This is a genomic window from Fusibacter bizertensis (genome assembly GCF_029914245.1).
Taxonomy (GTDB): Bacteria; Bacillota; Clostridia; order Peptostreptococcales; family Acidaminobacteraceae; genus Fusibacter_C; species Fusibacter_C bizertensis.
The window spans coordinates 49,483-67,638 of the sequence record NZ_JARYZI010000005.1 but is presented as its reverse complement, the minus strand read 5'-3'; the positions used below and the strand labels follow the sequence as shown (position 1 = coordinate 67,638).

Annotated in this window: 15 protein-coding genes and 1 tRNA gene; all 16 read right to left on the bottom strand. The window is 34.3% G+C overall.

Going from position 1 to position 18,156, the window contains the following annotated elements:
- Positions 1-14: 14 nt before the first annotated feature.
- The 16 genes from citX to QE109_RS08855 all read right to left on the bottom strand — a co-directional run bounded on the left by citX (position 15) and on the right by QE109_RS08855 (position 18,072).
- A complete protein-coding gene (gene citX, locus QE109_RS08930) occupies positions 15-518 on the bottom strand; it encodes a citrate lyase holo-[acyl-carrier protein] synthase (RefSeq protein ID WP_281094111.1) in 504 nt (167 codons plus the stop codon).
- Positions 518-1,981: a citrate lyase subunit alpha gene (gene citF / locus QE109_RS08925; RefSeq protein WP_281094110.1), complete on the bottom strand. Its 1,464-nt coding sequence runs from the start codon at positions 1,979-1,981 to the stop codon at positions 518-520. The genes citX and citF overlap by 1 nt, the downstream gene beginning before the upstream one ends.
- 4 nt (positions 1,982-1,985) lie before the next feature.
- Entirely contained in the window at positions 1,986-2,855 is an 870-nt protein-coding gene (gene citE, locus QE109_RS08920) for a citrate (pro-3S)-lyase subunit beta (protein WP_281094109.1), read from the bottom strand.
- Positions 2,848-3,153 (bottom strand): citrate lyase acyl carrier protein, encoded by a 306-nt coding sequence (citD, locus tag QE109_RS08915; RefSeq protein WP_281094108.1) that lies wholly within the window; start codon positions 3,151-3,153, stop codon positions 2,848-2,850. The genes citE and citD overlap by 8 nt, the downstream gene beginning before the upstream one ends.
- Positions 3,154-3,190: 37 nt before the next feature.
- Positions 3,191-4,252, bottom strand: a complete 1,062-nt coding sequence (gene citC / locus QE109_RS08910; RefSeq protein WP_281094107.1) for a [citrate (pro-3S)-lyase] ligase — start codon at positions 4,250-4,252, stop codon at positions 3,191-3,193.
- A gap of 215 nt (positions 4,253-4,467) precedes the next feature.
- Positions 4,468-5,352 (bottom strand): triphosphoribosyl-dephospho-CoA synthase, encoded by an 885-nt coding sequence (locus QE109_RS08905; protein WP_281094106.1) that lies wholly within the window; start codon positions 5,350-5,352, stop codon positions 4,468-4,470.
- 90 nt (positions 5,353-5,442) lie between these two features.
- Positions 5,443-6,207, bottom strand: a complete 765-nt coding sequence (locus tag QE109_RS08900; protein ID WP_281094105.1) for an ATP-binding cassette domain-containing protein — start codon at positions 6,205-6,207, stop codon at positions 5,443-5,445.
- Positions 6,200-7,159 carry an ABC transporter ATP-binding protein gene (locus tag QE109_RS08895; protein WP_281094104.1) on the bottom strand — a complete coding sequence of 320 codons (960 nt, stop codon included), beginning with the start codon at positions 7,157-7,159 and terminating at the stop codon, positions 6,200-6,202. Before QE109_RS08895 ends, QE109_RS08900 begins: the two co-directional genes overlap by 8 nt.
- A 31-nt stretch (positions 7,160-7,190) precedes the next feature.
- Positions 7,191-9,383 carry an ABC transporter permease gene (locus QE109_RS08890; protein WP_281094103.1) on the bottom strand — a complete coding sequence of 731 codons (2,193 nt, stop codon included), beginning with the start codon at positions 9,381-9,383 and terminating at the stop codon, positions 7,191-7,193.
- Positions 9,376-11,787, bottom strand: a complete 2,412-nt coding sequence (locus QE109_RS08885) for an ABC transporter permease subunit (protein ID WP_281094102.1) — start codon at positions 11,785-11,787, stop codon at positions 9,376-9,378. The genes QE109_RS08890 and QE109_RS08885 overlap by 8 nt, the downstream gene beginning before the upstream one ends.
- Positions 11,788-11,811: 24 nt before the next feature.
- Positions 11,812-11,885: transfer RNA gene (locus QE109_RS08880), tRNA-Gly, on the bottom strand.
- Positions 11,886-11,941: 56 nt separating this feature from the next.
- Complete coding sequence (locus tag QE109_RS08875; protein ID WP_281094101.1) at positions 11,942-13,384, bottom strand: S-layer homology domain-containing protein; 1,443 nt, start codon at positions 13,382-13,384, stop codon at positions 11,942-11,944.
- 171 nt (positions 13,385-13,555) lie between these two features.
- Positions 13,556-15,175 carry a phosphoenolpyruvate--protein phosphotransferase gene (gene ptsP, locus QE109_RS08870; RefSeq protein WP_281094100.1) on the bottom strand — a complete coding sequence of 540 codons (1,620 nt, stop codon included), beginning with the start codon at positions 15,173-15,175 and terminating at the stop codon, positions 13,556-13,558.
- Between the two features lie 54 nt (positions 15,176-15,229).
- Positions 15,230-17,170: a BglG family transcription antiterminator gene (locus QE109_RS08865; protein WP_281094099.1), complete on the bottom strand. Its 1,941-nt coding sequence runs from the start codon at positions 17,168-17,170 to the stop codon at positions 15,230-15,232.
- Positions 17,167-17,634 carry a PTS sugar transporter subunit IIB gene (locus QE109_RS08860; RefSeq protein ID WP_281094098.1) on the bottom strand — a complete coding sequence of 156 codons (468 nt, stop codon included), beginning with the start codon at positions 17,632-17,634 and terminating at the stop codon, positions 17,167-17,169. Before QE109_RS08860 ends, QE109_RS08865 begins: the two co-directional genes overlap by 4 nt.
- Before the next feature lie 21 nt (positions 17,635-17,655).
- Positions 17,656-18,072 carry a PTS sugar transporter subunit IIA gene (locus QE109_RS08855; protein ID WP_281094097.1) on the bottom strand — a complete coding sequence of 139 codons (417 nt, stop codon included), beginning with the start codon at positions 18,070-18,072 and terminating at the stop codon, positions 17,656-17,658.
- Positions 18,073-18,156 lie beyond the last annotated feature (84 nt).

The following is an 18,156-nucleotide window of genomic DNA, read 5'->3' as shown; positions in this document are numbered from 1 at the left end:
CCCTCCATACCTTCTTATTTATCTTCAAGCATTTCTGCTTTTAAGATCATAAATTGATGCAACTCTTGAATTGAGTGTTTGCGTGTTCTACCACATATAAAAGCGGGTTCACTACATAAATAACATTGTCTATCTGGTATATCAAATTCATCCCTCGAAATACTATTGCCCTTGAAATCATAGACATCAATATCTAGTAACCTACCGATTTCTTCATCACTTTCAAGTTGAATTGTTAGTCTTTTTACAGATATTGGCTCACTTTTCACTCTATAAAAAGAAATATACTCATAAAACAAATTACAAAATTCTTCTTCAATTCTTTGAAATTTAATGGCTTGATTTAAAAACAATTCTTCAAATTTCAAACTTGCATGTCGATGAATTTTTTCACTCCACGCAAATTTCTTTTGTTCTCCAGGAACGTTTACTCTGATGCATACAATTGCTGCACCATATTGACTTTTTCCCTCAATCAATTGCTGTTTTTGTTCCTTAAGTTCAAGGTAATTCATCATTACTTTCTTTTCCTAATGGAATCAATTATACTTCCATCTCTATACTCAACATTAGCGACTATCATGTCGTCAAATTCAATTGGTTGTGGTTCGCCGATTATGCTCTTAGCAAGAGCAACAAGTTCATGCATTTCAACGACTGGAAGATTTGCTTTTTTTAATTTCTCCACTAAATCGGTTCTTAAAGGATTTATCGCTATTCCACGTTCTGTTACTAAAACGTCAATGCTGTCTCCTGGTGTGATAATCGTTGTTACGCGATCTACAACTGTAGCTAATCTGCCTCTATATAAAGGTGCAACAATAATCGTAACTTTTGCAGATGCTGCAGTATCACAGTGACCTCCTGATGCGCCCATAATGACACCATCTGATCCGGTCATGACATTAACGTTAAAATCTTTATCAATTTCAAGCGCACTTAGAATTACATAATCAAGCATAGATGCCATGCAACCTTTGTTAGAAGGATTTGCATATTCAGAAGCACTTATTTCATAATGTCTTTCGTTTCTATACATTGAGGCTGTTGATGTTAAGTCAAAACTTTGTACATCAAATAAACAATCAACATAACCTTCTTCTAGTAAATCAACCATCGGCTTCGTTATACCACCAAGTGCAAATGATGCTTTGATTCCATCTTTAATCATTTGATCTTTTAAGAATCTCGTGACGGCTAAAGAAGCACCTCCAGAACCCGTTTGGAATGAAAAACCATCTTTATAATATTCAAGTGAGGTTATCACTTTAGATGCTAACTCTGCAATTTTAAGTTCTTTTGGGTTCTTAGTATATCTTGTAGCCCCAGATGCGATTCCCTCTGGATCACCAATAGCATCTAAAACAACTACCATATCGACATTATCTTGAACTATGCTTCTTGGCATATTGGGATAATCACATAAATCATCAGTTATGAGCACCACTTGATCAGCGTGTTTTGAATCAACGATTGCATAGCCAAGTGAACCACATTGTGTTTTACTGCCGTTTCCGCTTGCATTTCCCATACAATCAGTTCTTGGAACCGCTAAAAAAGCAATGTCAATTTTAATCTCACCGGCTTCAATAGCTCTTGCACGGCCACCGTGACTTCTAATCGTTATTGGTTTACTCATATTGCCATCAGATATAAACTCAGCGAGTGGACCTCTCAATCCACTTGTATGAATCTCACTGATTACACCTGATTTTATATGTTCTATTAAAGTTTCATGTACCTTGCCTAATGAACTTGGAAACAATACTAGATTTTTTATTCCCATTTTAGCAATTTCGTCCATCACAAGGTTTATCACATAATCACCCTCTCTAAAATGATGGTGAAATGATATTGTCATGCCATCTTTAAGATTAGCTTTTTTAAGGGCAGCTTTTATGTTTTCAAGGACTTTTCCCGAAGCATCAGCATTAACTTCATAAGGTTTTATTAACTTACCATGCACTCTTTTTTCTATCATCACATCACCTACTTGCCTTTGCTAATTCTATAATTCTCTGAGCTCTTTCGACGATTGGCTTGTCAATCATTTTTCCGTTTAATGATACAACACCGAGTCCTTTTATTTCAGCTTCATCACTTGCTTTAATTACTGCTTGTGCATGACTAATTTCAGAATCCGTTGGTTTAAAGACTTGATGAACGATTGGTATTTGTCTTGGGTTGATTACGGATTTTCCGTCAAACCCCAGTTGCTTGATTAACTTGACTTCTTTAGTAAAACCTTCTGAATCATCAACATCTGAAAACACTGTATCAAGTGCTGCGATTCCGGCAGCTCTTGCAGCGTTTAGCAATTGTGATCTTGCATAAAGTAATTCAACACCTGAGGCTGAGCGAGTCGTTTTAAGATTGGTGACATAATCTTCTGCGCCAATAGCTATGCCAATTAGGCGATTTGATGCTGTTGCGATACTGTAAGCATTGATAATACCTAGTGCACTTTCAATTGCAGCCATCATTTTAACGGTACCTACTTCAATGTTGTGTTTCACTTCATATTTTGCAATTAATTGCTCAACAGCTCTTATATCTTCTACTGTTTCTGTTTTGGGTAATCTAATAACATGTATACCTGCTGCAACCATTGCTTCTATATCATTTTCACCATAAGGTGAATCAAGACCATTTACTCGACAAACGAGTTCTACACCACCAAAATCGAGATTTTTTACAGCTTGATAAACAAGATGTCTAGCTGCATCCTTTTCTTTTAAAGAAATTGAATCTTCTAAGTCAAACATAATTGAATCCGCACCGTAAATCATAGCATCGGCCATCATTCCAGCATTATTCCCAGGAACATATAACATCGTTCTTCTCAGTCTACCCATGTGCGATCACACTCCAATCCACACTATTTTCATTTGCCATAGCTCTCATAATTGCACTCTCGGTTCTAGCTTTAATAGTACAATCCAAAGCGCCTTTATCAACTGCATGAACAAGCACACCTTCTAATGCATATTTGTCTAACATATTTTGTATCAAACTACGGATATGTTCACCAAACTGCTTTTCAACTGGGCTTTTAAGATAAATTGTGTTCGTTTGATCAACGCTTTCTTCAATTCGAATCTGTATATCACAAGAATCCAAAGTTCCTGCAATGGAAGGTTTGATAATTTTCATATTGCCTCCTTGAGCGTTCATATTTATATGTTTTAAATTAGTGCCTTGAGTCAGAATCTATAAGTTTTTCTCTTATTGCTTTTATTTTGGGCGATTTTATAAAATCGAGTGTCGATTTTGGCACGAGTTTTTCTAACAACTCATAGTTTTGATCTAGTATTAATGCTCTAACAAGTGATGCACTAATTGCACCTTGTAACGTTTCTATTCTCTGTATTTCTATGAGTTCTATGCCATATTGTGGCAATAATTCTTTTAATTTGTCGTTATAACTATTCGTAGTTTCACAATATGGTTCGGTGCCTACAAATCTTCTTTTGATACCTAGTGTATCTACTATATAATCTGCAAAAATCTTCACATCCAATGCTGCCTGAAACTCAGTTGCTGATGATTTTGATTTCAAGAAGTAATTTGGGAAAGTGGCATTTGAAATGATATAATCTCCACCAGAAATCACATAGACATTATTAAGGTGCGCTGTTCCTTGAGCGATAAGATCATATCTTACATCATAAGGAAACGTTGAATGTTCGGCTCTAACCACAAATATATATAAAAAATCACATGCGTTTGCTGCAGTTTCTATTAAGAACTGATGCCCTAGTGTAAATGGATTCGCATTCATAATGATCGCACCATTATTTTCTGTTGTAACTTTGAAGTTTTTCAATAGTTTTAAGTATGATTTTAAACCTTCGGGATTTTTTTCCATAAGCACAACTGCTTCAGATGTTGTATCTGATTTAATTTCTATACGGTCAACCTCATAAAACCCTAAATTTGAAAATGAATTAACTGCATCTGGTTTGGTAAATAGAAATATATTTTTGAAGCCTCTTTCATACACATCGTACATGATATCGCTTAACATTCTGCCAAGTGCATTGGTTCCACGTACATTACTATCAAGTGCGATGCTTTTAATTACATTTTCTTGAACTGATGCTGTTCCAATTAACTTATCATCTTCAAAATAACCAAATGTACAATCTATTGCATCGTCTAGTCTGATGTTTGACTTTTCTAGAAGGTCTAAGATATCTTCCCATTCTTTCGAATCCGGGCTTAAAATCTTAAGTTCACTTTGAATACACATCTATTACTCCTTAACTTGAGACAAAAAAAAATCAGTATACAAAATCAAAGATTTCGTATACTGACCTTAGAGGCTTTGCGCCTTTCATTATCAATATGATTCACTTGTAAGTTTTATCACCCCGCAAATATTGCTCATCACAACGCTCGCTTGAGTATAAGCACATTTTAATAGATATTTGAACAAAATGCAACTTTTTTTTGAACAATTTAAATTTAATCCTTACCTTCTTGCTTTATAAAATATAAAAAAAGCGTTACAACAAGTAAATCCGCACTTCCCCCATGGCTAATATTTTCTGCTATACACCACTGACAGTAAGTATTAAGTTCATCTACACCAGCTTTCGTATGCATACCTCCAAGTTCAAGGATATAAGCAGCTTTGACTTGACTAATCGCGAGTATAGTTCGATCTCTCCTTCCAATTACATTTGAGTCTTCAAGAGATGAAATGATACTTAAAAGTGACTGTACCATCGCATCATTTTGTGACAAACCAGAAGATATAGCATTTTCCAAAGCCTTTAATCCAACAACTCTTGCATGAAAAAAACCACTTGCAGCTTCGCCACGTGCGCCTAGTAATCCATATTTTTTAAATTGATCTACACCATAATTCCTATAATTTTCTCCACTTGAAAATTCGATATCCATATGGGGCAAAACATATTGACTTGCACGCTCAGTTATATAAGAGATACGCTCGTTTCCACATACATTTTGAATACCATGTGACAATTCTAACTCAGTAGCAGATGCAACCAATAACCCTAGCGCATAAATTGCGCCTTTATGCGTATTTACACCTTTAGTACAACTAAGCATTTTCTTTTCAGCATCTATCCCCAATGGTTTTATCGTCTTAAAAACAACTTCAGCATCACAACGTGTTTCACTAGTAGATCCATATATATTTATAATTGCATGCTTGATTTCTTCAAAGTAGGTTCGAAGTGAAACAGAACTATCCATAAAAGTAAAAAAATCCATATCTGTATGCGCACCATTGCTATGACGATCAACTAGACCTGGTTTAGGTGTAGCTGCAACCTCATAAAGTAGTGATTTCAAAGCAATTTCGGTAATTTTATCAATCATGATTACTCCTAATTATGAATATTATCTTGCGCTCATAATTATAACAACCTCTCATAAATTGTCAAAGACATTTTTTCAACTAACATTATCTTACTCATTGTAAAGGTTTCCTAATAGTTTTTTTGTATAACTCATCTGTGGATTAGTTAGTATTTCACTCGTTGTCCCTACTTCAATTAACACACCCTGATGCATCACAGCAAGGCGGTCTGATAAATGTCGTGCGATTTTCAAATCATGTGTGATAAATAAATATGTCAATCCAAGCTCTTTTTTTAATTTAATTAGTAAATTTACAATCTGTCCTTGTACGGAGATATCAAGTGCTGAAACAGGCTCATCTAATATCAGAAATTTTGGTCTAGATGCAATGGCTCGTGCAATCCCAACCCTTTGCTTTTGACCACCACTAATTGCAACCGTTTTCCTATACATCAAGCCACTACTTAACCCAACTAGACCTAGAAGCCTTGTAACTTCATCTTCAAGGCTTCCTTCAAATTGAATTTGATGAAGTTTAAGAGGTTCACTGACTAACTCGTATACTGTTTTTAGAGGATCAAGAGCACCATACGTATATTGAAAAACGATTTGGACATCTCTTCTCAGATGCAAAACGTCTATCTGGTTAAAGGTAATCTGACCGTTGTCAGGAGGTATTAGCCCTAAAATAAGATGACTTAATGTTGTTTTTCCACTACCACTTTCACCTATTAACCCCAGCGTTTCACCTTGATAGATACATAAATTGAGTGCCTGGACAGCCCTAATCTCATGCGTTTTTCCAAACAAACTTTTTTTGACATAGTAGAACTTATCAAGTTCTGTAATTCTAAGTAGAGGTTCATTATTCATTATTCACCTCCAGTGCATGAATACATCGTACAAAACAAGATGATGTGTCTCTTGCCTCAATCAATTGGGGTATCTGTGATTTACACACTACGGTTGAATACATACATCGGTACCAAAAAGGACATTCATCTTTAAACTCTGTCGGGTCTAAAGCGTACCCCGTCAAAGTATACAGTTCTCCATCTCGTGATTGAATAGAATTGACACATTTCATGAGTTCTTGAGTATATGGATGTTTTGCATGGTTAAAGATTTCTGTCTTTTTGCCATATTCCATAACTAGCCCACCGTATAATATCAGTATCTCATCACTGATTCTAGCGGCTAAATCGAAGTCGTGTGTGATAAATAAAATTGAAATACCATATTTTTTGTTAATTGACAAAAGTAACTCAACAATAACATCCGTTAAAGATGCATCAATAGAACTCGTTGGTTCATCAGCAATGATAACTTTTGGATTTAGTGAAAGTGCGAGAGCAATTGTCACCCTCTGTGCTTGACCTCCACTAAGTTGATGTGGGTACATATTGAGAATATATTTACTTTCAATGTTCAGCCCTACAGTTTCAAGTAAAGCTTCTATCTCTTTTTCATCATAAGTTCTATGGTGCACTCTAAAAAGTTCTTTGAATTGAGAGCGAATCGTTTTATTAGGACTTAAAGCGTCGTTCGGATTTTGAAAAATATATGCGATTTGTACGCCTCTGATTTTTTGCATGGATCTTTCATTAATTGAAAGTAAATCGATCTCATTTAAAGAAAGTTTATCAGCTGTAATCAAAGCCTGATTTTCACCATATAATTTCATAATCGACATTGCACTCACGCTTTTTCCAGAACCAGACTCACCTAAAACACTTAAAATCATTCCTTGTCTTAGTGTAAATGTAATACCTCTCACAACTTGTATTTGATCAAATTTTACTTTAAGGTTCTCTACTCTTAACATACTCGCTCCATCACTTATACACTATATATTCCTAATAGTTATTTTGATTAATTACAGTTGTAATCATTTGACCTAAATCTTTTAAATCAACTTTATTTGTATCCGTTGTTTTACGATCTTCTTTCAAACCAATTATTAAAGTTGGAAATCCTTTTTCATCAAAAAGCAATTGATCCATAAAATTGGAATTCTCAATTTTAACAGCTTTTATATTTGTTTTATCAAGTTGTTCAGCAAATTGCATGGAAAAAGTATACGCAAAATATCTTGATATCGGGGATTGATTTTGATCAAATAAGATTTCACCTTTATCAAGCCCTTCAACGCGTGTGAGATCTACATAAAGCAATACATCCTTTTGAGAATAAAGTGATTGATTAGCATAATCTGCAATGCCATTAAATGCATCATTCATGGTTCCATCAAGGAACAAAACGATAAGTGTTCTTTTTCTATTCGCTTTATTCTCAATCACTGCATCAAGCACTGATAAGTTAAACTGACACAGTTTCTCAAAACTATCTTTAGTATTAGCATTATATGCTAAACCTAATATGATTGCTTCTTCCCCCATAGAAGGACTGGTTCCTGGTAATATGGCATATAAATTCTGTCCTTGTGAACTTGTAACTTCACAATCTTCATAAATTTTAACTTTGTTAGTTTCAGTTAAACCAGCTATTGAGAAATTTTGCGATAAATATAAAACAGGTACACGAAGGCTGAGGTTACTTAAATTTTTTTGCCTAATTGTATCCAGATCTTTACGCCATATAATTCCAGCAATCTTTTCGGAGAGTGCAAAACGAGTACTGATGTTTTCTATCTCAAACTCACTATAAAAACGACCATCTAACACCAATACAATTTCTTCTGAGGTATCAATCTGATTTAACAAATTTTTATCATATAAATCTGCATCCTGTAAATCTAATAATGAAGCTTCGATATCAAAGTCACCATGAGCTAACCATACAACTTCAGAAGTAATATCTAAATCGTTCAAAATCACATTAGCCACTTTTGCATAATACCCTTTTTCACTTGGATAATTTTGTATAATTCGATTTCCTTTTAAGGGTAAGAAACCACGTTGATTAAGCTGCTGTTCAATATATGTTGTCGCAATCAAAGCATTTGAATTGCCCATAAGTACAGGTTCATCAGTCAAATTTAGTCCAGAAACAGACTGCTCTTTAAGTTCAAATCCATAATTGGTTTGATAAAATTCCCACGACTTGACCCCGATAAAACTGACCAACACTAAAAGTAAAACACCTATGACAAATCGACTTGGTTTTTTAATCTTAATCTGACCACTTAAAACATTCCTCAAGCTCTCTCCAAAAGCGTTTAAACCTAGAACACTTATGAAAAAGGCCATCGCTGGATAAAAAACGATCCAAGGCGCAGAGCGAATATTGTTTCTTGCTGCACCTAGCATACTTGCCCATTCAGGCTCGTAAGATATATCCATGGTTTTTACGCTTCCATTTGAAGTGTCTTCTATAAACCTAACATTTCCGACAAACACTGCAAAAAGACCAAGTTGTAATAATAGCGTCAGTACTCTAGCAAACTCCAGAAAAAACATCACAATTAATTCAGGATATAAATGTCTAAAAACAGTCGTTAATGCAATTTGAGTCTTGCTTTTGCCAATTGCAATATCACCTTTAACAAAGGGTTCTCTATTAATACTTGTGACACGTTCTTCTATGACTATACCTGTTTTACCAAAACCGACAAAACCTAGTAAAAGTACAAACGATAGAATCGACATATTTTTATCAAGACCAACAAAAAACTCCATTTTCAATATAATGATACAAAGTAAAAGCGTAGGAATTGTTCCAAAAAAACGTGAAAGTTTATCGATCGTACCATGTGCTGTTAAGCTTCCAAAACCTGCTAAAAATCCAAGGGGAATCGCTAAAATAAATCTCAAAATGACAATGAGAAAAGCAAGCGTCATCGTCAATTTTGTCCCATAGACGATTAATGACCAGATATGCCTTCCCATTTCATCTGTACCCATAATCATCCCCTTTTGTGGGGCAAATGGTGCTTTCTCTAAATGATAAGTACCCTCCTCATCGACATAGGATTTTAAACCTTCAGTCGCATAGGGATTAACAGTTGTAAAAAATGAGGGAAATAAAATCATCATAACTAAGATCACTAAAACAGCGCACCCCAAATATAGCTGTAGTTTCTTAAACATGCTTACTTCCCCCTTTGCGTCTTGAAGTAGTAAAACTGATGCTGAATCTAATTAAACCAGTAAAAAGAATGTATAGTACACTTATTGCTGCAATCAAACTGATGAATGTCACTTCATCTTTTGATTTATCTGCAATCAGCACAAAATTTGCTAAACCTTTATAATCAAAAAGATACTCAACAATAATCATATTTGAAATCATCACTGACGCAAGACCTAACATTGAAGTTAATACATTTTCTAAAACAGGTACAAGCAAATGGTTGCAGTAAATACGTAATTTTGAGAAGCCTCTTGATTTTAACGCGTAATAATAAGGCTGTGTTTTTTCTTTGACAAAAGCTAGATATGAAATTCGACTTACATAAATCGTTGGCATGATCGCAAGCGTAATTAAAGGAAAGATCAAATGCCTTAAAACTGGTAGTTCAACATATTGCCCCACTTTAATGATGATCATATTTGACATTAAAATCCAAAGAATATCTGGAACAGATAGAGCTGTTAAGCTTACAAAACTTCTAATATCAGAGTTTTCTTTTTCACTATATGCATCAAACATTCCCTTTAATGTACCAAAACTCACTGCAATTAATGCCGATGCAGCAAAAAGAAAAGTACTCTTTTTAAACGCACCAAATATGAAATCAAAATTATCAATACCATTTACAAGTATATTGTTGATAAAAGAAATTGCATTTTTTAACGATAAATAGAACGAAAAATTAGTATCTAAATTACCGCCAACAACAGCCACATCCATATCTCTTGGTAACTTCGTAATAAAGATTAGAAGCAATAATATTGAGACTGGGGTTAATATCTTCCCCGCTTTTTTAATGAGCTGTATAGGTGTACTAAAATAGAGCTTTTCTACTGATACGCTTTGATATTTAAAAACTTCTAACAAGTACATCATGAGCAAGTATATAACAACTATGATTAAGACGTATTTTTGGATTGAATTAAGCGCTTGCCATGGATTTACAGAATAAACTTGCATTTCTATGTAACTCTGTAGGAGCAATAGATCTCTTGACAATACAGCATCAGATACCATAGAAGCATCATCTTTTAAAGTATTACTAATGTCCGAGTAATTAAAAATACTTATAGATGAAATACCAGCAGATTGATAGTAACGATCTGTTGGTGTCTGACTTCTTAATACACTTAAGTTTATTGCTAAATCATCTGCAATAATTGCCATCTTAGATTTTGCTATACTCGATTTTACATCTGAACCAGTAACATAAACCGACGGATCAACTTCACTGCCAAGTGTAAATAAGTTTATAACTTGTACATGATCTTCTCTGCCTTCAAATAATGATGATAAAGCTTTTACCCCCTGCCCGTCAACTTCTCCAGCATTTAATATTGCGAAAACAATCATTTGGTTTGGTTTGGCATCTGAAGACATATTTTTAGCAATTTCCATTATACTAGCCACACCCGAAGCATTACTCAGTGCACCGGGAAAATAAGTTTCATCATCGAGTCTACCAACATGATCTATATTTGCTGTAATCAATAAGAGATCATTACTTTCAATAAGTGCTTTGAAATCCTCTTCAGTTTTGATCTCACGATTAATTTTATTATCCGAAAGAATCGCATAGAGATTCTCTGTGTACTGAGTATCAAAAGAAATAGTCTGGTTAATTTTGATTTTATCAATTATGCCATGCACAGTACCTGTAGGTAATGTTGTGGTTGGTTTAATTGGATTTTCACGCGCCTTTAATTTAAGTGCTGTATATACCTCTCTAGATATAAAACCCAGTCCAAAATTATTTCCTGTTTTTGGACCAAGCTCCAAGGTTTTTTGCTGAATAAACGTTTGAGGATCATCCATCCAGTTTGAGGTATAATATAATACACCTACAGCTCCAGCATCCATAATCGTCTTTAAACTCTCTCCAATATAAGGTGTTGCTTCAGTTATTACAACTTTTCCCTCCATCCATTTGGGATCGAGTTTGTAGACATTATTGTCAGCAAATATTGCTTCTCCCTCATAATGTAATGAACCTCCTGGTCCCCAAGATGAAAATTTAAAATCTTCATGAGGTTTTAACTCAACCCACTCACCTAGCTGATCAAGTGATGCGTAACTAAAAAAGGATTCTGTCTCAGTCTCAGGGATGAGTGATTTAAAGGCTTGTCTATAAATAGGCAAACCAATAGACTCAAACTGAGCTGTTACAAAATCCAATGCTTTTTCGTTACCGAATGTACCGGTCTTTCGACCTTCAAATTCTGCCGATGTTAGCTTCGCAATATTATCTTGAACATCTGAAATCATAAAAATAGAAGGATCAAATGGATCCTTTTTTGTAAAACTAAATATAATGGCTATAAGAACAACTGCTGATATTAATAAACTGACAGATTTCTTCATCGCACCCTCATAATAAGATAGTTTTGGAGCGGGTGATGGGAATCGAACCCACACAGCTGGCTTGGGAAGCCAGAACTCTACCACTAAGCTACACCCGCAATAATTATATTCACAAAACCATTTTATCACAATTTTGAAATAATTGAATATTTTTTTATTCTCCTAAAAATGAAAAATGCATATAATCGTTACTCATTGGCCATGCATCTCCACCCCATGTAAATCCATTTGATTTAAATGCATTAACAACATCGCCTGTTGGCTTTATTGAATATTGATTTTCACCTGGTTTCCAAAACGATCCAGCCACTACAGTACCATCTTTTCTTATCATATAATTTTCATTTGAATTAATATCTATTGCAAGTCCCCAGCGATGTTCTGAAGTAGAGCTTGCACGCCACGCATAACATCCTACATTTTTGATTGGAAACTTTTCTGGACCTTCATAAATATCTTTAAAAACTTTTAAAGCTATTTCTGCTATATTTTCATTGATCGTTATAGATTTTCTACCTGTACTCTTTGTACCATCACCATTTAAAATCCACACGTCAAATGATATTGATTTCATATGCTTAGCAGCTTCAACTGCTGTCTGGTAGCGCTCTGCAGTTACTGAACCAAAGACCAAAGCATATTTAACGGAATTGTTTCCAAGTCTAACCAATAGCTCTTCAGGTGTATAAATTTCTTCTAAGCTTCGGTGATCCCAGTACTTTCTACTATTGGGATCTTGAGATTCATTTGTATCCATATAGCTATCAAAATTCATTGGCTTTGATCTAGTAAAATTTCCTCTGCTTACAAAATAATTAGTAGCATTTTCATCTTTCAAATCATTTGAATCAATTGCAACTTTTGGTTCTTCTAAGTTTTTTAAGGCATTACTCATATTTTGTGCACTTGTAGGCGCATAACGAACTTTTGTAAGTGCAGTTTTTAACATAATTATCGCCTGTGCTCTAGATGTGATTGATTTTGGTGATAATAAACCTGAAGATCCACCTTTTACAACACCTGAATTTACTAAATCTTCTATAGACTCTGAAGCCCAAGGACTTGCTTTTTCACCATCTACAAATCTTTCGCTTAAAAAAGACATCGCTGCTTCTGTTTTAAATTTTTGATCTACATCTGATTCTTGAGTATTATTTTGTTCATCTGATTTTACTTTAGACAAATCTAATATGCTCATTAATTTGCCTATCATGACAAAGATTTCTTCTCTTTTAATTAAATCATCTGCACCATATGTACCGTTTGGATAACCAGCAACGATGCCCAACTGATACGCAACTTCAGGATAAACCTCGATGATATCGCTAAAATGTTTCTTATCATGTAAATTATCAATGTTTCCATTTGCGCTTAGATATGCTCTAATCACAACTTCAGCAAACTCACCTCTTGTTATAAAACCATTTAGTGATTCATCCTCGATGCTTTCAGGTATGATCATCCATTCTTTAGCTTCTACGATGCCGGTATCATACCATTTACCATCAGCAAAAGTTGGTGAAGCATTTATAAAAAATATATTCAAGAGCATCATAACGATGACTGCCATGCTAAACGTACGTTTTCTTTTAATCATTTTAACCTCCTTAACTCTAACTAGGCTTATCGGTTGTAAACTCATTTTAGCATACCTATTTTACTAATATGTAATAGAAACGCAATAAGTGCCCATACTGAAAGAAAAAAGGACCAAAGTCCCTGAGAACTTTAATCCTTTTATCACTTTGTATGAAATAAATATTTATGTTTATTTTAATTCGTTATAGATTAACTCTTTAACATCTAAGATTGAAGAACCAGACATAGAAAACTCGTCCAATCCCATCTCAAGTAAAGTCTTGGTTACTCTTAAATCACCAGCCATTTCGCCACACATGCCACACCAAATTCCCGCTTTGTGTGCCGCTTTTATTGACATTTCAATAAGTCTCAAGACGGATACGTTCATTGGATTATATAAATGTGAAATGTTTGAGTTCATACGGTCTACTGCTAGCGTATACTGAATTAAATCATTTGTACCAATACTAAAGAAATCAACTTCATCAGCTAAAATATCCGCAGCAATGGCAGCTGCAGGAATCTCGATCATGATTCCAACAGGTGTATCTGCTTTAAACGGGATACCCTCTTCTTTTAATTCATTCTTACACTTTTCAATAATTTTTTTTGCTTGTCTAATTTCATCTATCGTACCAATCATAGGTAACATTATATTTACATCACCAAAAACACCAGCTCTTAGTAAAGCCTTAATCTGTGCTTTAAACATATCTTCATACTTGAAGCACAGGCGGATTGCACGCAATCCTAAAAATGGATTCATTTCTTGCTCAAGATGCAGATATGGAATTTGCTTGTCACCACCAATATCTAGCGTTCTAATAACTACAGGTTTTCCGGACATTCTTTCAGCGACAGTTTTATAAATCTCAAATTGTTCATCTTCAGTTGGCGCTACATCTCTATCCATAAAAACGAACTCTGTTCTAAATAATCCTATACCATCTGCTCCGTTTTCAATCACTGAATCAAGGTCTTTTACAGAACCAATATTGCCCGCTACCAAGATTTCTCTTCCATCTTTATAAGCAAGTTTTAAATCTTTATATTTTTTAAGCTCGATTCTTTTTTTGCGATAAGCTTCAGCTAGTGACTTATATTCTTCTAGTGTCTCTTGATCAGGAGATAAAATCACCTCTCCTTTTATACCGTCAATGATACATTCCATACCATTTTTAACAGTGGAAGTGATATCACCCATCCCAACTACAGCACAGATCTCTAAACTTCTCGCCATAATTGCACTATGAGAAGTAACGCCACCTATATCTGTTAAAAAACCGATTACCTTACTTTTATCCAGTTGAGCTGTATCAGAAGGTGTTAAATCGTGAGCTACTATAATTGTATTTTCTGGTAAATCATTTACTTCTGAAGAAATACCTAGGATATTTTTGATGATTCGGTTTGAAACATCGACAATATCAGCTGCACGTTCTCTCATGTATGCATTATCCATTTGCGCAAACATATTCTTAAAAAATAATTTTACTTGTTCAACTGCTGATGCCGCTCTCTTCATTTCACTTTGAATTGCCTCTTCCATTGCACCAACGAATTCTGGATCATCTAAAAACATCATATGACTATCAAACACCATTGCTTCATGCTCACCGATGTTTTCAGCTGTTTTAACTCTAAGTGCTTGAAGTTGCTCTTTTGAATTTACAACAGCATCTTTTAGTGCTGTGAGTTCCAGTTCCACACTTTCACATGTGCTCTCGTCAATCGTCAATTCTTGATGTGTCATAATACTGATTTTACCAATTGCGTACCCCTTTGATGCTGCTATCCCTTTTAACATTTTCATACCACCTTATCCATATTCATTTTTATTAAAGTCACCAATTAAAGTTAATCAATTAAATTCAAATCCATCTACAAAAGTTTTGATAATGTCGATTTTCTGATGAAAATCATCGGACCTAATCATGTCATACACAAATTGTATGTTTCCAGTTGCCGCTTTAGCGATACTAAGTGCTAAAAATGGTGCTGCTTCTTTTCGACCATTAATAACCATTAGAATTAATTGACAATATTCTTTGTCCCATAACATCGGTCGTTTTAAAATACATCCCGCAATAATCGGGCAATCAGATGAAGCATATAAAGTATGTGGTATAGCCACACTATTTCCCTTCTCAGAAGATGACAATTGTTCTCTTCTAAAGAGATTTTCTAAAGTATGCGCATCAATATCATGCTTTTTCTTAATTTGCTCATGTAAAAAAGTAATTACTTGATTTTTATCATCAAACTCCATGTCTTTAAAAAATAAAGTTTCATGAAAACACTCTACAAAATGTTCTGAGTTAATTTGCGAATGCATAAAGAATCTTTTGAGTTTCTGAAGATCGTTTTCAGTCAAAAAGTAATTCACTCGTCTTACTGGAACTGAGACATTAAACTGAATAGCTGGAATATCTGTTAATATGCAATCATAGTTTTCAATGTTGAGGTAAGGTAACTCATAAAACTCCGTTGCATCCACATTTTCAATAAATTTTCCAAAATTAGTTTGCAATTCATGGATAAATAAATCTGAAGCATTTTTACCATTTGAAAGGACGACTAAAATATTGGATTTTTTCTGAAAAGCCATAAATCTAAAATGCATATAGAAACGATAAGATAAAAAGGCTATTTCTGTTTCTTGAATATCCATATTTAATCTATTTGATAACCAGTCAGAAGCAATCACAGCATATTCAAAAGCAGGATTACTCCCCTTGCTCTCTAAGATACCTACATCTCTTTTCTCAAGGCCATATTTCACACGATAGGTCATACCTCTTATGTGCTTAGCAAGCTCGTACTCGAAGCCCTCATACAATGAAAAATCTGATGATAAATCGTTTTTCAACTTTTGAATAATTTCTGTACTATAAGACATATATAACGCTTCTTGGTGAACTGAGAAAGGCTCACTCTTCATAATGTTTCTTCTTGAGATGATAAATATTGCTAAAAATGCGATCTCTGTACTATCCCAATTAAGTCCTAGTGCATGGCAAATATCATTTGCAGACTCATATTCACCTTTGCTCGTTAGATTTACTAGTTCAACCGTTGAAAATATCATGTGATGATTTTTACTAATACGATATTCCGATACAATTATAAGCTTAATCAATTTTCTAAGTGAGTTTGTAGATATTGAGATGCGATTGCTCATAAGAGAATTGATAACCACATCATTTACTTCTATTGGATCTCTCATATAGAGCGCCTGATCATTATTATAATCCACACTATTTGAATCTTCATCTGCATCAAGATAATCAACTAAAGCTACACGATGGTGGCTTTCTTTCCCATTGATTTTAAGTCCATATTTAGCCCTGTGTTCTAGTTTCAAATGATATGACCGCAACGTCTTGCGAACTTCTTTTAAGTCTTTCGTAAGTGTAACTCTGCTGATATATAACTCATCCATCAACTGTTCCATCTTTAAATATGAATCAGACATCAAAAGCCTACGTGTAATATACGTCACGCGTGTAGATATATTAGTTGGAATCCAATAAGCATCTAGGTACTTTGCATTAAAAGTTTGCATGAAAACGCGATACTCATTGTCATCAAAAACTTCAATTGAGTAACCACTTCCAGTTTTAGAGATGATTTTTGCACCCCCAGCAATTTTTAAAATTTCACCTACATATTCCATACTACTTCGAATCGTTTTCGGTGAAGTCCCCAAAATCACACCAAGTACATCGCTACTTAGTGGCTTCTTTGCATTAATTAAGTGCTTAATAATCAGAATTTCTCGTTTTCCAAGCTGATTAATCATAAAATCACTTCCATATTTTCATCATTTGGAAGGATTTGCATGTTAATCTGAACATCTAATTTTCTAAGTAGTTTACAAGTTATAACATTGCTTTCATTCATATAAACTGTATTGCTCAATTGTAATGTTGCATCTTTTGAATGTAGATTACCCAGATTAGCAGCCTCTATAATAACCCCTTCTTTGATCAGTCTAAGTAAGTTTTCTGGGGATTTAATAACGAGTATAACTCTTTGACCACTATAGGCACCTTCTTTTATACGCTTAGCTGCTCTTTCAATTGTTAGTACTGATAAACTGACACTACTTGGTGTTGCAAGTTTTAAAGACATTTTTATGAGTTCAGATTTAGATGCTTCATCATCAACAACCATAATCCGAGTTGCACTTAAGCTATTTGTCCAAATCATTGCAACTTGACCATGTATCAGTCGATCATCAATTCTCACATGAACAATGGCCATTATAGAAGCCTCCTCTACTCATTAAAGTTCATCATCATCAGAAATCTGAATTGTATGGGTGTTCATATATATAATTTGTTCTTTGGCAAATTCGATTTCTGAAAGAATTTGATCTACTTCTAATTTAGTATCTTCACTTAACAACATAATAGACAAAATAAGCGGTAAATTCACACCTGTAATAAGATGAAAATTTTGATGCTTTAGAAATGGTACAAAGAATTGATTGACACTTCCGTGTGAAATATCAGTAAAAACAACTACCTCTATACCTTTTGATAAATCCTCAAAAATAGGCTTTGATAGCAGCTCAATATCATTACAATCAACATATGCACTCAGTGCATCTAGTGTTTTCTTATCTCCAAGCAGCATCTTAATCGTTGCCTGTATCCCTTCAGCCATTTTGCCGTGTGTCATCAAATAATACTTTCTCATACGCCGCCTCCATGTATGCATGTTTATTATACTATACATCAATTATTTAACTAAACATATGTTTTTTATACATCATTAAGGTAA

Bases quoted from the DNA above. Each gene is read 5' to 3' on its own strand.
- citX (WP_281094111.1), bottom strand. From the start codon at position 518: ATGATGAATTACCTTGAACTTAAGGAACAAAAACAGCAATTGATTGAG.
- citF (WP_281094110.1), bottom strand. From the start codon at position 1,981: ATGATAGAAAAAAGAGTGCATGGTAAGTTAATAAAACCTTATGAAGTT.
- citE (WP_281094109.1), bottom strand. From the start codon at position 2,855: ATGGGTAGACTGAGAAGAACGATGTTATATGTTCCTGGGAATAATGCT.
- citD (WP_281094108.1), bottom strand. From the start codon at position 3,153: ATGAAAATTATCAAACCTTCCATTGCAGGAACTTTGGATTCTTGTGAT.
- citC (WP_281094107.1), bottom strand. From the start codon at position 4,252: ATGTGTATTCAAAGTGAACTTAAGATTTTAAGCCCGGATTCGAAAGAA.
- QE109_RS08905 (WP_281094106.1), bottom strand. From the start codon at position 5,352: ATGATTGATAAAATTACCGAAATTGCTTTGAAATCACTACTTTATGAG.
- QE109_RS08900 (WP_281094105.1), bottom strand. From the start codon at position 6,207: ATGAATAATGAACCTCTACTTAGAATTACAGAACTTGATAAGTTCTAC.
- QE109_RS08895 (WP_281094104.1), bottom strand. From the start codon at position 7,159: ATGTTAAGAGTAGAGAACCTTAAAGTAAAATTTGATCAAATACAAGTT.
- QE109_RS08890 (WP_281094103.1), bottom strand. From the start codon at position 9,383: ATGTTTAAGAAACTACAGCTATATTTGGGGTGCGCTGTTTTAGTGATC.
- QE109_RS08885 (WP_281094102.1), bottom strand. From the start codon at position 11,787: ATGAAGAAATCTGTCAGTTTATTAATATCAGCAGTTGTTCTTATAGCC.
- QE109_RS08875 (WP_281094101.1), bottom strand. From the start codon at position 13,384: ATGATTAAAAGAAAACGTACGTTTAGCATGGCAGTCATCGTTATGATG.
- ptsP (WP_281094100.1), bottom strand. From the start codon at position 15,175: ATGTTAAAAGGGATAGCAGCATCAAAGGGGTACGCAATTGGTAAAATC.
- QE109_RS08865 (WP_281094099.1), bottom strand. From the start codon at position 17,170: ATGATTAATCAGCTTGGAAAACGAGAAATTCTGATTATTAAGCACTTA.
- QE109_RS08860 (WP_281094098.1), bottom strand. From the start codon at position 17,634: ATGGCCATTGTTCATGTGAGAATTGATGATCGACTGATACATGGTCAA.
- QE109_RS08855 (WP_281094097.1), bottom strand. From the start codon at position 18,072: ATGAGAAAGTATTATTTGATGACACACGGCAAAATGGCTGAAGGGATA.